12 protein-coding genes and 1 riboswitch are annotated in these 15373 nt (G+C 35.1%); of the genes, 3 read left to right on the top strand and 9 right to left on the bottom strand.

Annotated elements, in window-relative coordinates; translation table 11 throughout:
* Positions 1 to 31: 31 nt before the first annotated feature.
* The 4 genes from ACONDI_RS15400 to ACONDI_RS15385 all read right to left on the bottom strand — a co-directional run bounded on the left by ACONDI_RS15400 (position 32) and on the right by ACONDI_RS15385 (position 5137).
* A complete protein-coding gene (locus ACONDI_RS15400; RefSeq protein WP_241079414.1) occupies positions 32 to 1891 on the bottom strand; it encodes a proton-conducting transporter transmembrane domain-containing protein in 1860 nt (619 codons plus the stop codon).
* Between the two features lie 187 nt (positions 1892 to 2078).
* Complete coding sequence (locus ACONDI_RS15395) at positions 2079 to 2861, bottom strand: sugar phosphate isomerase/epimerase family protein (RefSeq protein WP_241079413.1); 783 nt, start codon at positions 2859 to 2861, stop codon at positions 2079 to 2081.
* A 20-nt stretch (positions 2862 to 2881) separates the two neighbouring features.
* Positions 2882 to 4054, bottom strand: coding sequence for a YibE/F family protein (locus ACONDI_RS15390; protein WP_241079412.1), 1173 nt, complete (start codon positions 4052 to 4054; stop codon positions 2882 to 2884).
* Between the two features lie 198 nt (positions 4055 to 4252).
* Positions 4253 to 5137: an N-acetylmuramoyl-L-alanine amidase family protein gene (locus tag ACONDI_RS15385; protein ID WP_241079411.1), complete on the bottom strand. Its 885-nt coding sequence runs from the start codon at positions 5135 to 5137 to the stop codon at positions 4253 to 4255.
* Between the two features lie 291 nt (positions 5138 to 5428).
* Here ACONDI_RS15385 and ACONDI_RS15380 point away from each other — a divergent pair, with 291 nt between their 5' ends.
* Positions 5429 to 5902, top strand: a complete 474-nt coding sequence (locus ACONDI_RS15380; protein ID WP_241079410.1) for a hypothetical protein — start codon at positions 5429 to 5431, stop codon at positions 5900 to 5902.
* 40 nt (positions 5903 to 5942) lie between these two features.
* A riboswitch (Fluoride riboswitch) is annotated at positions 5943 to 6019 on the top strand.
* A 42-nt stretch (positions 6020 to 6061) separates the two neighbouring features.
* Positions 6062 to 7264, top strand: a complete 1203-nt coding sequence (locus ACONDI_RS15375; protein ID WP_241079409.1) for a cation:proton antiporter — start codon at positions 6062 to 6064, stop codon at positions 7262 to 7264.
* 41 nt (positions 7265 to 7305) lie between these two features.
* Here the strand turns inward: ACONDI_RS15375 and ACONDI_RS15370 are convergent, their stop codons facing one another.
* Positions 7306 to 8268, bottom strand: coding sequence for a DUF1848 domain-containing protein (locus ACONDI_RS15370; RefSeq protein ID WP_241079408.1), 963 nt, complete (start codon positions 8266 to 8268; stop codon positions 7306 to 7308).
* A 170-nt stretch (positions 8269 to 8438) separates the two neighbouring features.
* Complete coding sequence (locus ACONDI_RS15365; RefSeq protein WP_241079407.1) at positions 8439 to 9131, bottom strand: 4Fe-4S double cluster binding domain-containing protein; 693 nt, start codon at positions 9129 to 9131, stop codon at positions 8439 to 8441.
* Between the two features lie 288 nt (positions 9132 to 9419).
* Here ACONDI_RS15365 and ACONDI_RS15360 point away from each other — a divergent pair, with 288 nt between their 5' ends.
* The gene (locus ACONDI_RS15360; RefSeq protein ID WP_241079406.1) at positions 9420 to 10709 is read left to right on the top strand and encodes a hypothetical protein; all 1290 of its coding nucleotides are present in this window, start codon (positions 9420 to 9422) and stop codon (positions 10707 to 10709) included.
* A 303-nt stretch (positions 10710 to 11012) separates the two neighbouring features.
* Here the strand turns inward: ACONDI_RS15360 and glmS are convergent, their stop codons facing one another.
* From glmS to cdaA, 3 genes are all read right to left on the bottom strand, one after another.
* Positions 11013 to 12842 (bottom strand): glutamine--fructose-6-phosphate transaminase (isomerizing), encoded by a 1830-nt coding sequence (glmS, locus tag ACONDI_RS15355; RefSeq protein WP_241079405.1) that lies wholly within the window; start codon positions 12840 to 12842, stop codon positions 11013 to 11015.
* 297 nt (positions 12843 to 13139) lie between these two features.
* A complete protein-coding gene (glmM, locus tag ACONDI_RS15350; RefSeq protein WP_241079404.1) occupies positions 13140 to 14489 on the bottom strand; it encodes a phosphoglucosamine mutase in 1350 nt (449 codons plus the stop codon).
* Positions 14490 to 14524: 35 nt separating this feature from the next.
* Positions 14525 to 15352 (bottom strand): diadenylate cyclase CdaA, encoded by an 828-nt coding sequence (cdaA, locus tag ACONDI_RS15345; protein WP_241079403.1) that lies wholly within the window; start codon positions 15350 to 15352, stop codon positions 14525 to 14527.
* Between the last annotated feature and the right edge of the window lie 21 nt (positions 15353 to 15373).

Here is a 15373-nt window from a genome sequence, read left to right as displayed (position 1 = left end):
CATCTATTAACAATTTTCTACCCAATGTCCCCTATCCAAGAAACATTAATAGAGCCATTATCAAAGCTAAGCAAGCAAATATTAGCGTTTGGTCAAAATTAATATTTTCAAACCTTTCTTGTATCGGCCTTCTTAGCTCCTTTATTGGTTTTCTAAAGGTACGTTTTATCTTCTCATCCTTACTATCAAAACTTAACCCTCTTTCACCTTCTGCCTTTGCCGCTTGGCTGTCATTGCTGGTCTGTATCAAGTTAACCAGGGTAGTTTCTCCAAGAATAGTCTCTGTATCTAACAATATTTTTAGAAATGACTTATTATTTTTCCTATCTAAAAGATTGACAAGAAGATAATGAAGCGAATATCCCGCCTTTCTAACAAAAGCTGAAAATATATATTCTATACTAAGCCAGTTAGGCAGTAAGATTCTTGTAGCCAAAATGCCCTTAGTAATTACAAAGATCAAAATTCCTACCCCGATTAAGAGCAATACATCGCTCACTCCTGACAGGGAATATACACTAAGCGAAGAGCTGTAAGGAACTAAGCCTGATATTATTTCTGGAAAAATACCTAAAGCCAATATTGTAATAGAAGTAGCTACAATAGATAACTGCATCGAAATGGGAACTTCTCTTTTTTGATATCCTTTTGCCTTCAAAAATCCATAATAAACAAACTTAGCAAAAGTCAGTACAGTTACTACACTTGCTATAAGCAGCATAGGCTCCACAATTCCTGTTCCTTCTGTGGCATATTTTATTAGATAATTACTAATATATCCATTAAATAGAGGAACTCCTGATATTGATAATGATCCTATCACTGCCCCCACAAATGCTATTGGAACTATTTTGAAAGCTGGACTAAGCTCATTATCAAAGTTAGATTTATCTTCCCCATGGTTAAGCTCTCTTATATCTTCACTTCCTGTAGAATATAACAATGCTCCCACACTCATAAATAACAAGGCTTTGTAAAGCATGTGATTAATCAGGTGAAGCATCCCCGCATCAACAGACAAACTGCTACCAAGACCGATGGCAGCTAACATATACCCTATTTTACTAACAATAGAATACGACAGTATACTTCTAAGATTATTCTGAAATAGTGCACAGGTAATACCTACTACTGCCATTAATGCCCCCATCAATACTATACCTTCATGCGAAGGTAAAACCCTAGCTATGGCATAAACTCCAATTTTTGTAGTCAAACCTGACAATAATACACTTGTAGATAGTGAAGCCGTTGGATAACCCCAGTTGACCCACACATGAAGAGGCAAAAATGCAGCTTTAAAGCCAAAACCTAAAAGGAAAAATATTGCTCCCGCTTCAGGTTGGTCTATAGCAAAAGAGCCAGCCTCACTATAATGCAGCAATATTCCAAGAAGTAGAAATAACCCTCCTGTTACGTGCAAGTATAAAAACTTTATCCCTGATGTTATCTTGCCTCTATCAACAGCTCCTATCAAAATTAAGCCTGCTACTGAAAAGGTCAAAATCTCCCAGAATAAAAACATTGTTAAGAAATCTCCGGCTAAAGAAACACCAACTGCTCCAACTAATGCCCAAAGAGATATGGTCATTTCTCTTTTTGTTTGGGTTTGTAAACCAAATAACAAAGCAAAAGCACCAACAAAGGTAAAGCCAATTAAGGCAATTCTACTATAAGCGTGCTCCTGAAAATGAAACCCTTCAAAAAATCCTATTTCACTTAACAGTACCGCCTCACCAAGAAAACCACCTAAAAAGTTATAAATTGCCAAGAACACATACGAACCAATTATAGTGAGCATTAGCCTTTTACGTTTTTTATCCGATAGTATTAACATCAATGGTGAAACCAATACGGGAAGTAAAATCCCCAATATAACAAAAAGATACACCCAAACCACCCCATCTGACGAATAATTTTTGCAATAGTGTGAATATTACCAATATTTCATACAGTAAAACAAAAATGTAATACAACAGCCAATTGTTTTTTGTTTTGTTATATTATAACAGGCTTGAAGGGTGAGTGCAACTTTTACAAAAAATAAAATATTATAAAAAAGCGCCATATGGCGCTTTTTACTGAGAAAAAAATTTAATAAAACTTTCTCCTTCTTTAGTGTATCCCTGGACTTCACCTACAAAAGCAATCTCTTTACATTCTTCAAGTGAAAATAACGGGGTAAAATCAATATTTCCTTGTCCTGGTGGCAGGTGTTCATCTTCTTCGCCATTATTATCATGTATATGCAAATGTCCTAAATACTCACCCAAATTATCATACCATTCCTTTTGACTTAAATAAGAAAATAGATTTGCATGGCCTGTATCAAAACAAATTTTGAGGTTGGGCGTATTAAAGTTTTTCATAAGCATAATTAGATGATCCGGAGTCCTATCCCATATGTTTTCAATAGCTATCGTCATATCGTTTTTGTTGCACTTGTTTAAAAATTCTTCCCAAAAGATCGAACTATTTTCTAGCCAGTTATCCCGATACCCGGTATAATTCATAAGTGGGTTGTAACAGGAATGAACAACCATCAAATCACAGCCCAACTCTTTCCCTATACTTAACCCTTTATTGAAACGTTCATACGCTAATTTACGCACTTGTTTATCCATACTACTTGGAAACAGTTCCTTAAAAGGTCCATGAATAGACAGTGTTCCTTTAAAATTTTTAAGATGTTTTTTATAAAATCTTATTATTTTGCTTGCACGCTCATCTAAATTAATGGGCAAAACAAAATCCTGAATTTCTAAATGATCAAAATATTCCAGATAAAAGTCAGGGTCTTCTTTAAAACGTTCATAAAAAATCCCACATCCTATTTTAAAATCATTATTTCTATACTTCATATTATTACCCCTTCGAATAACTATTTTTTGTTTCCTAACAAGAATCCTGAAGTTATAGCAGTAATAGGTATGGCAACCAAAAGACCCATTGACCCAGCAATAGCTCTTACAACTTCTGTTGCTATAATATCCATATTTATTATTTCCGAATAACCCATGTCCTGGGCCAAAAACAATAATAAAAGCGGCATAGCAGTCCCTGTATAAGCTAGTACCAGTGTGTTTGACATTGTACCCATTATGTCCCGGCCTACATTCAAACCAGCTTTAAAAATGTCTTGCCCTTCAATTTCGGGATTTATATCTTTCATCTCATAGCAGGCAGAAGCAATACTCATTCCAATATCCATCACAGCACCTAAGGCACCAATAATTATCCCTGCAAATAAAAGCCCCTGAACATCAATCTCTCCAATATCAGTATATTGAAGAAGCTGTGCCTCCTGATTAGAAAAGCCGGTCAGGGTAGCTGCTTCACCCACTATCAAAGCTAATACACCAGCTACTAACACTCCACCTACAGTACCAATAATTGCAATAACGGTCTTTTTATTCAGGCCTCCGATAACACACAAGCTTATAAGTGCCACTAAAGAGGCAAGCATTACACTAAGCCATAGAGGATTATATCCTTCTGCTACTAATGGTATCATAAATCTAAATATAATAAATAGGGTTAGAGACAATGTAAATATGGTTTTAAGACCTTTTAACCCTCCAACCAATAATAAAGCCAGGGCAAAAGCTCCTACAGCGTAGTAAATATATGTCTCCCTCAAAAAATCTTGTATATATAAGTTACTTATATCTTCTCCAACGGTTTCTGCCCTAATCAATATTCTGTCATTTTCAGAGACATTAAAATCATAAAATTCATTTCCAGAGATCGGGTTTTCTATTTCATAAACTTCGCCTTCGTACGGGCCATTTAGTATTTCTATTTCTAACATCTGTATTTTCTCCGTGAAGCTTTGTTGGCTTGCCGGAGGATCTTGTTCACTAACATTTAAAACTCTTGCCCTATAGGTATCTGCTTGATCTTCTTCTTTCATTTCAACGCTTTTATCAAATTCATCAGGTCCTTCATAAGCAAAAGTCGCTGTTATCTCACCAAATGTCATTACTCCAAAAGAAAATATAGCAAATATCAATAAAAACCCAACAATTAGTCTTTTATGTACTTTAGTAGACAAGGCTAACCCTCCCGTCTTATATTTTACAAAAATATATTCATTAACCTCTTTTAAAATTATAATATTTAACTAATACATTGTCACCAGTACATAATATGCCCGTGCCCCGGGGCACCGGGGCACGGCCATATTATACCACATATAATTTTGTACATCAATTATAAGTCAATACATACTTCTTGTACCAGAATTAGGATTCTAATAATGATAATTATATACGTAGCTTACGATACCTTCAGTCAAACCCTGGGCAGCACTTTGCCTAAAGTAATCGGTGCTTAATAGATACTCTTCATCATAATTTGTCATAAAAGCTAATTCAACTAAAGCAGAAGGCATAGTAGAACGATTAAGAATATACAAGTGATTGCCGTTTAGCACTCCTCTGTCCATTCTACCTAAATGATTTACTAAGCTATTTTGTAAACTTGCTGCCAAATAATAGTCTTGATAACCAAAGAAGTTTGAATAATAGGTTTCTGTACCTTGGGACCCCCTGTTGTAAGATCCATTAGCATGTATACTTATAAACATATCTGCTCCGGTCCATGTCGCTGTATTAACTCTACTCCAAAGCGGCACATCAATATCAGTTTCTCTAGTCATATAAACTTCTGCACCTAAGTCCTCAAGTAAATTCTCCAATCTTAAGGACACATCTAATGCAACTTCTTTCTCTGTTAATCCAGTAGGCCCTACTGCACCCGGATCCCAGGGTCCGCCATGACCAGGGTCTAATGCTATACTAATACCTTGAAGAGGTGCATAGCTATTAACATAATCAGCACTAACCCAGCCTTCACTGTAATCAAAATTTTCTGGCAAACTGATTTTTACCCATTCACTGTATTCCTTAGAACTATCCGTATGCTCGTCCACTATATGATAACTTTCTCCAACGTGCACTTCACCTAACTTTGAATAGTCGGTACCAGGTCCACTTCTAACGTTTAGTGTACTAGCAGATATAAAGGCTTCTCCTTGATCTTGTCCCTCATCTGCTGCATTAACTATAGCTGTGCCTAGGGAACTTAGAACCAGTAAAAAAAACATTAATAAAACAATGGCTTTGACAGATTTCATGTAAATTTAGCCCCTCCCTATTTTGTTTAATAACCGAGTACTATTATAAACTATAAGAAGCTTAAGAGAGGCCAAAAAATAAAACTACATATAATTACTAGAAAAAGTGATTAACTGTTATCCTTGTATATCTCTTCTTCTATATCCCGCAAATCCAATTACAACCAATATAACTCCAATAAAATTTTAAACTTTTATTCCCTGTAAACATTGCTCAGCAATTAATTTAAAGATATAATAATAAAAGGAAAGTAGTTAACTGATAGGGAAGGTAGTTGGGAGGGGTACATAGTGGAGAATGATAGACTCTTTGATCTATTAAACAATATATATTCTGAAATGAAGGATGGCTTTGAAAAAGTTGATAATAGATTTAAGCAAGTTGATAATAGATTTAAACAGATTGATGAAAGATTCGAGCAAATAGACAAGAAATTTGAACAAATAGATAAGAGGTTTGAGCAAGTTGATGAAAGATTCGAGCAAATAGACAAGAAGTTTGAACAAATAGATAAGAGGTTTGAGCAAGTTGACAAGAGGTTTGAACACATTGATAAGAGGTTCGAGCAAGTTGACAAAAGGTTTGAGCAAGTCGATATTAGGATGGATAATATATCTTCTGAATTAAAAAAGTTAAACCGCAAAGTTGATAATGTATATGAACATACAGCAGGACTTACGGAATTCCAAGCTCAGATGCAAAGTCTAGTCAAAAAACATGATACAGACATTAAGCTATTAAAACAAATTGTTACTGAAAAATAAATTTTGACTGTTAGAAGTGTATACTATAAACTAAAGTAAATAATTTGACGGCGATGGAGCTCGCCAGGATTATTTTCCAAACTGCTTTCTTAAGAAGCTAATGGCTCCTATCCTTAATTAGGATAGGAGTCTATTTTTTTAAGAAAGGATGATATTACAATGATCGAAAGTATCTTGATTATACTGGTTGCTGGCTTCATAATGGGAAAGGTTTTTGAAAAGTTAAATCTTCCGGGTTTGTTAGGAATGCTTCTTACGGGTATTTTGTTAGGACCAAATTATTATGATTTGATTTCAAGTGAAATTTTGGCTATCTCTGATGACATTAGGTTGCTTGCATTGATTTTAATCTTGCTTAGAGCAGGTCTTGGATTAAGACGTGAAACTTTAAATAAGGTAGGAGTGCTCTCCCTTAAGTTAGGCTCGCTACCATGTTTATTGGAAGGATTCACTGTACTTTTGTTAGCTCATTATCTGTTTGGGCTTGGGTTTGTCGAAGCGGGTATATTGGGTTTTATCATAGCTGCTGTTAGCCCTGCAGTAATAGTACCCTCAATGCTGAAGTTAAAGGATAGAGGCGTTGGCAACGATAAAGGAGTCCCTGTAATGATTTTGGCAGGAGCTTCTATTGATGATGTATTTGCCATAACTCTAATTTCTATTTTTCTTGGGCTTGTAGGCGGAGGCACTGATGGTTCCTTACTTAGCCTACTAGCTATTCCAAGAGAAATAATAGGTGGTATCTTATTTGGCCTCCTTGTAGGTTTTATCCTTACCAAAATCTATCAAAAATTAGATATGGCCGATACTGATAGAATGGTAGTGCTAGCAGTGGGAGCTCTTTTTGCCTATACTGCAAGCTCTTATCTACAAGTCGCCGGCCTACTTGCCATCATGATAGCTGGGGCTTATCTTTTAGAAAAGCATAAATTGTTTGCAGAAGAGTTTTCCGAGAAGTTAAAGGGAGTATGGTCTTTTGGAGAGATATTCTTATTTGTCTTAATCGGCTCCATTGTAGATGTATCTGTAGCAATTAGTGCTGGACCACTGGGTATTTTGATAATTACAGCAGGAGTAATGATAAGAATGGCAGGGGTCTATATTTCAACTTTAGGCTCAAATTTAAACTCCAAAGAGCGCCTTTTCTGCGGAATTGCATACAGCCCTAAGGCTACTGTTCAAGCTGCAATGGGTGGAGTCCCTTTGTCAATGGGGCTACCCGGAGGAGAACTAATACTAGCACTGGCTGTCTTGTCGGTAATCTATACAGCTCCTTTAGGTGCACTTGGAATAAACTTTTTTGCCGATAAACTTCTTTCAAGTAAAAGTGATGAAACTGCCGAGCTTTCCTCAAAAGAATAATAGTATATTTGATGGTTTAGCTCTTATATCATTTTAGCTAATTATTGAATTATATCAAATATAGAAAGCTGCTCATTAAACTCTTTAGGTATATCTTTTAACATTTCTTTTGCATTTACATCTATACCTTTATGCAAAGCAGGATAAAATGGATCATGAAGATCTATATTTTTCATGATTTTATTTTTACTATTATTTGCATAGCAATACAAACATTGATAAGAACAAGTATCATATAAACCTATATCTATGCTTTCAAAACAACCACAGCCCTTTCGACTTGGGGCCTTTTTATATTTATCCGCTTCAATGTCAAATATTTCTTTGTATAAATTAACATCTATACAACTTGCTTTTTGAATTTTGTCATTTATTAAAAATTCATTGCAACAGCTGTATAATTGAATATTATATTTTTCTGCAATTTCAACTAATTGATTAGCTAATTTCTTTTTTATCTCTTCATTTGCTTCATTCAAGCTAATTCTATTATCTTTTAATCTCTTAAAAACCTTACCATAAATATTTGCAAAACTAATATAACACCTTTCCGTATAACCTTCTAATTCTTGACATATGTTATTGAAAGTTTCTAAATATGTATTAAAACTATCATAACGCGTAAATATGATGGGATCATAACGCCAAAATATATGTTTCGGAGAAAACTTATTTGAAATTATTTTAAATGTTTCTATAGTTTCTTTGTGCATAGGTATATTCGTTTCAAGCTTTCTATTAACTCCCGTAATTGTGTAATGAAAAAATAAATTGTAGCCTTTCTTATTCAAGTCTTCTATACATTCTAAAAATGGGCGATAATTTTTAGACCAAAAAACTATTAGGTCCACATCTTTTGGCTTTAAAGATATTATTTTTGCTTTTTTGTTATATGGATTGTATTTTATTCCCCAGCCTTCTTCTATTCTATTCATAAACCATTTACCATATAAAGCAGGTATATCTGTCCTGCGACTAGCAGAAATTATTTGTCTTTTTTTCATTAGAACACCCAACCTTTCTAAAGATATTTTCTATATGCTAGCAACTTTTCCTGTCAAGTTTAGCTCCCACCTTATTTGCATCCACCTTAATTATAGCTGCTGAAAATGACGTGCTTTTCTCTGGAGAAACAGATATAAAAATATCTACCCCCTATAGCCAGCTTTTTGACCTAAAAAGTCACATATAAACACATTCCACAAGCTTCTATCTTGCCTCTTTCCTTCATTTTTTCAAAATATTTATTACACTTTCTAGCGTCATATCTTACTTCTCTAGGCTCTTCTTTATTAAATGGCTTACCAGTAAATGCTTTCACCGGACATACATCTACACAAGCAGAACAATCACCACACTGCTCTTCCATGAGTTCTCCTGTTGGTTCAATTGGAGCATCCGTCAAAATTGATACCCACCTTACTCGAGGTCCACTATCAGGGGTAATTAATAAGCAGCTTTTACCTATCCATCCGAGCCCTGATAAACTTGCTCCCATCTTATGGGAAAAAGAGGCACTAATTCTTTCGTCATCAATTCGTTTTGACGCTGGAATAGGAAGTACAGTATATCCCTGTCGCTGTATGAATCCACTTACTATTGATGCAACCGTGTCTAACCGCTGATTAATAATATCATAAGCATGGTGCCTGTAGTTAAGTGCTGCAGATCGTTCAGACCTTCTTGGTAACTGGTCAACAATATGATTTATTAGCGAAATACCTAAAGAAATAGAATAGGGAAAATCCGCAATCTCCGAACCACCTTGACTAAGAATGGCTTGCTTCGCTTTTGATAGATCCGCTACACCAAAATAATTAACACCATTCTGTAGTGACAGTTCCTTTATCCGCTCGGTTAAACCCACTTTTAATCATCCTTTCTACTGAAATATCACCCTAAAGCCAATTCATAAAATTTCTTCTTTACGCTATTATTACGCTAATTTAAAAAGTAGACAAGCGGTTGATAATTCCATTTGTTCATCACTTTATCTTCAAGTCCTCTTGGGATAAATGGGAGTATTTTATTTGAAATTGACAGTAGCAATAGTCCTAATATAAAAAAAGCAGGATTTTAGACGTAATAAGAAGAATTTTGACTTAAACTTTGAAGTAATATTAACATCTATCCGATACTTTGGAGGGGATGATATATGCAAAGCATGAAAAAACCTATGATTCTTTTAGGTTTTATTTTATTACTACTGATTACTGGACTTGTTATACCTGATGAAGAAAAAAGCGAAGCTGACAGTGAAGAGCAACATGCTAGTGATAGTCATAATCAAGAAGATGCTACTGAGAAAAGAAGTGAGGAGGAAAAATTCCTAGCAACCGAAGAAATAAACGAAATTGCAGAAGAAAAAGCAGAAGAATATAGTGATTATGATTTGTTAGAACTAACTAGAAAAGATGACTATAAGGGACTAGAAACAAACCTTGAGACACGAGCTTATGAAGATGAACAGTTTAATAACAGAGAATATCTTTACAAGCAACTATTAAGAGCAAGAGATTATGGAGCAAAATATGTACCTGATGATGAAACAATGCGTAAAAATTTATTTATTATGGATTTATTAAACTTACAAACAAAGTTACCTCAGCCAGAATATGACACTGTAGTTCCAGGAATAGATTATGAAGAATTTCAACATCTAAAAAATAATCTACCAGATGATTTCAAAAAAGATAAACTACAATACAATGATGGTGAAGAATTAAGTGATAGACTGATAAATCCTAGTACTGAATTTTTATATGCTAGTAAAGGAAATGACGAAATTGACTCTAGAATTAATAGATTAAACATGTCTTTTAATAATTTTAATAATAGTGTTTATCACAAATTTAATGATGATAAAACACAAGCAGAATTTGTTTCTTCTCCTGATTTAATCAATTTTATAGAAAATGCTTCAGGGTCACCAGATTTAACTAGCATGATAGGTTTTTTAATTATTAAAACAACAGATGAAGACAACCAATTTGATATACCTGCCGATGAAAATGCTTATAAAGTACCTATATATTTATATATAGAACCCATACCTAGAGATAAGCAATTTGAAAAAATGGAAGAAAAAGATTTAAAATTTGGCGAAGTTTATAAAATTGGTCACAAAGTAAATGAAATCATACATTTTGAAATTATAGAAGATGACAATTTACCTATAAAAGAAGTAGATTGCGAAAGAACTCTAGAATATTATTTTCCAGAAGAAGCAATGGAAGAAAATGAATATTATAGAGAGGAATTCTTTTATAAAATGCGTAGGCATCCACAATATAGAAATAGAAGTATATACGGAGATGAAATGTTACCTGCTAGATGGCATGAACAAAGTCTTGCTAGAATTGTAAGTATATTTAGAACAATTCAAGATGATCATCGTATACCAATTGATGACCCTGATAAAATTAACAGTTTATTCTTTTATTAATTTTAAAAAATCAACCATGAATATATTGATACTCGTTAACAGCCTTTGGTACTTTATCGCTGGCTACTTTTATTTTGTACATAGCCAATTAAAAAATAATCCTCTTATCAACACACTCAAAAACAAAAAAGTCCACCCCCAGTAGTGACATTTCATGATCACCAAAGATCACTTTCGTTATTTATCCGTCATCTAAAGGGGGTGGATTTACACTCTTGTGTCCTAATTTTTTCTTGCAGAATTTACTAGAATTTTTTACCGCTTTTTTTATTGGGGGACAACTTAACAATAATTATTTCCAATTTATTCCACAGTTACGCTTTTTGCCAAATTCCTTGGCTTATCAACGTCTGATCCTCTTGCAGTAGCAGCATAATACGAAATCAACTGCAAAGGTACAACACTTAAAATAGGTGTTAAAAGCGTATCAACTCTTGGTATAGTCATTACATTGTCTGCTTCTTGGTGAATCGTTTCATCATCTTCAAAGGCCAGGGCAAAACCGTTAGCCCCTCTAGCTTTAACCTCTTGTAAATTCGAGATAGTTTTTTCATACACATGCGGTTGCGTCACTAGGGTTATGACTGGCACCCCTTCTGTTATTAGAGCAAGTGTTCCGTGTTTTAGTTCTCCTGCGGCATAAGCTTCTGCCTGAATATATGATATCTCTTTTAGTTTTAGTGCTCCTTCTTCACACACAGCCCAATCTAGTGCTCTACCGATAAAGAAGGTGCTTTCCCATTTTGCTATTTTTCCCGCCATCTCTTTTAAGTCATCTTCTTGTTCATAAACCTTTTCAAGTAGTTCTGGCATCCTGCTTAGGTCTAACGACAATTGATTTAATCTTTTTTCAGGTGCACTGTTTCTTATGCGGGCAAAATATATCCCAAGCAAGTTTAGTGCTAATAACTGCGTTAAGTAGGCTTTCGTGGATGCAACAGCTATCTCTGGTCCTGCCCAAGTGTACATAACTTCATCTGCTTCTCTAGATACAGTACTTCCTACTACATTAGTTATTGCAATTACTTTAGCTCCCCATTTTTTTGATTCTCTTAAAGCTGCCAGGGTATCTGCTGTTTCCCCTGATTGGCTTATCACTATTACCAGAGTATTATCAGTAATAAGTGGTTCTCTATACCTGTATTCAGAAGCTATATCCACTTCCACCGGGCATTTTACCATGTTTTCAAAAACAGCTTTTCCTACTAACCCTGCATGATACGCTGTGCCGCAGGCTACCATATATATTTTATCAAAGCTATTTATCTCTTCTTTAGTTAATGATAATTCATCAAGTTCTACTAAGTTTCTGTTATCATCAAATCTTCCTCTGAGGGTGTTTTTAAGAGCTTGCGGTTGCTCATGTATTTCCTTAAGCATAAAGTGTTCATAGCCGCCTTTTTCGGCTTCCTCTGCATCCCAATCGACTTTATAAGTTTGTTTTTCTAATTTTTGTCCCTCAATATCATAAACTGTCACCTCTTTATCATCGACTACCGCTAGATCCCCATCTTCTAAGATTAATACTTCATCTGTATGATTTAGTATAGCGGGTATATCAGATGCTATAATGTTTTCTCCATCACCAACTCCTATAACGAGTGGGCTATCTTTCCTTAGACAAATTATTTTGTCTTCCCCGTTTTCTTCCATAACTGCAAGGGCAAATGACCCTTTTAATTCTTTGCCAGCTTTTTTTACTGCCTCAATTAGATCACCCTCATGATATTCTTCTATAAGGTGGCTTATTACTTCTGTATCCGTTTCAGAAATAAAATTATGACCTTTTTCTTTTAACATTTGTTTTAACACTTTATAATTTTCGATAATTCCATTGTGCACCAAAGATATTTTACCTGAGCAATCACAATGAGGGTGACTATTTTCATCCGAAGGCTTTCCGTGAGTTGCCCAACGGGTATGGCCAAGACCAATACTAGCACCATTTTTGTAGCCATTTATTTGTTTTTTTAGATCATCAATTCTTCCTTTTGTTTTTGTAATTTTTATTTCTCCATCATCTATAAATGAAACTCCAGCAGAATCATATCCTCTATACTCAAGTTTTTCGAGTCCATTAATTAATACATCCAAAGCGTCCTCTTTCCCTATATATCCAACTATTCCACACATTGTCTTCATACCTCCATACAGTCAAATAATATAAGCTAAAGTTACAATTTTCCTTCTACGTTAAACTTTATTCAGTTGTCCTCCACTTGGCACTTTTTGTCCCTGAAATTACTTTCAGGTTTTGTTCTGTACCTTTGACGGTGGTGGAGCACCGGAGGGCATCCGCCGATAACTCGATAAACCCTCTACCTCGTCAACATACCCACTATATTAATAACGGGTATGCCCTGGCGCTTTTATTAAAAAATATTTGTTATCTACCTCCCTTCAAATAATCGCTTGTTTTAAGGCTGCTATTCATTTTTTGTTTAATTTTTTCTTTATAACACCAACCAGTTCATTAGCTATCTTATGCAAAAACTCTTCATCTTGACCCTCTACCATAACCCTAATTTTTGGTTCTGTACCAGATGGCCTAATTAATACTCTTCCTGTATCCCCTAGTTCTTTTTCAGCTTTTCTTTTTTGTTCATCAATTTCTGAATCTGTCCAAAGTCCTTCCTTATCATCAACATTAACATTTACAAGGACCTGGGGTAGAGGTTTTACCACACTAGCAAGCTCTCCTAGTTCTTTACCTTGATCTTTTACAGCTTTCATCAAATTAAGTGCTGTAATAACTCCATCACCTGTAACATTTTCTCTAAGATTGATTATATGTCCAGACTGCTCTCCACCCAGTATATAACCATTCTTCTTCATATGATATAGTACTGACCTATCACCTACTTTTGTCTTCTCAACATTAATCCCTTCTTTTTCCATGGCAAGTTCAAGCCCCAAATTACTCATTACTGTAGCAACAAAGGTGCTTTCAGGAAGTTCTTTTTTAGAATTCAAATACATTGCGAGTACTGCCAATATTTTGTCACCATCAAGGACTTTGCCCTGCTTATCCAAAGCTATCACTCTATCCCCATCCCCGTCAAAGGAAAATCCTACATCCGCATTATGATCAATCACTATATCACCTGCTTTATCTGGATGGGTTGAACCACAGTCTACATTGATTTTTTCTCCATTTGGCTCACTATTAATAGCTATAACCATGGCACCTAGCTTTTCAAATATTAGAGGAGCTATTTCATAAGAAGCCCCATACCCACAGTCTAATACTATCTTTAATCCCGACAAATCTAATGGCTTTAACCTTTCTAAAACATGGTTGATATATTTCCATCCCGCTTCTTCTAAGTAGCTAACATTACCAACTTCTTCTCCAGTAGGTCTTGGAAGAGTATCTTCATCTGCTTTAACTAAAGATTCTATTTCTTTTTCTTCTTGCTCTGTCAGCTTGATACCCTCATTGTTAAAAAACTTTATCCCGTTGTCTGGGACAGGATTGTGTGAAGCCGATATCATAACCCCACACGCATCTTCCTCTTCGCGAGTAAGTAAAGCAACTGCAGGTGTGGTAACTACCCCTAAACGTATTACATCCACACCCACAGATGTTATACCTGCTACTATTGCTCCTTCAAGCATTGGACCAGATACCCGGGTATCTCTACCTATAAGAATTTTATCAATATTATAGTTTTTTCTTAAAAACCATGCTCCTGCTCTTCCTATCTTAAAGCAAAGTTCTGGAGTCAGATCACTATTTGCAACTCCTCTAACTCCATCAGTACCAAACAGTTCCGTCAATATTTTACACTCCTTTTTCAAAAAAATAAGGGAATTCATCCATTCCCAAACTTCCAATGCCAAAGATTTACAAAGGAACTCTCACCTGGTTCCCAAAGTTCTTTTAATTTTTTCTCAAGGTCTTGTTCCTTAATATCCCGTATAATTTTACCATTTACCGAAATAGAGATCTTCCCATTTTCTTCGCTTACTACAATACTTATTGCATCTGAGTGTTCTGTTATTCCTATCGCAGCCCGGTGCCTGGTTCCAAGGTCCTTGCTTAGACCTTCTTTTTCTGTTAAAGGAAGATAACAACCAGCAGCTCTAACTACATCATCTTTAATTACTACCGCCCCGTCGTGAAGTGGGCTTCTTGGCATAAATATATTAATTAAAAACTCTGCACTTATTTTACCATCTATCATTATTCCCGTTTCCACAAAGTCTCTTAAACCTGTTTTTCTTTCAATTACAATTAAACCACCAAGCCCCCTTTTCTTTAATACACTGCATGTTTTAACTATTTCTGTTATTACTTCTCCATGCTTTTCTTTAGAAGACGTAATTGAAAAAGTATCAGTAAAAAATTGGCCTCTCCCTAGTTTTTCTAATGCACGGCGCAGTTCAGGCTGAAATACAATGGGGATAGCAATTACACCAACTGTTATTAGCTGGGTCAAAAGCCAATTAATAGCCCTAAAGCCTAACCAGTCACTGACAACCATAGCAACCACCAAAACCAAAAGACCCTTAAGTAGTTGAACTGCTCTTGTACCACGAATTATCATGACAATTTTGTAAAACAAAAAAGCAACGATTAAAAGATCAATTAAATCCCTCCAGGAAAATTGAGCAAAAAACTCCTGGACTAACTCATTCATTAAACGCCACTCCCACCACTG

This window comes from Natranaerofaba carboxydovora, assembly GCF_022539405.1.
Classification (GTDB): Bacteria; Bacillota; Natranaerobiia; order Natranaerobiales; family Natranaerofabaceae; genus Natranaerofaba; species Natranaerofaba carboxydovora.
The sequence above is the reverse complement of the archived record's forward strand: the minus strand, read 5'-3'. Positions and strand labels throughout refer to the sequence as shown.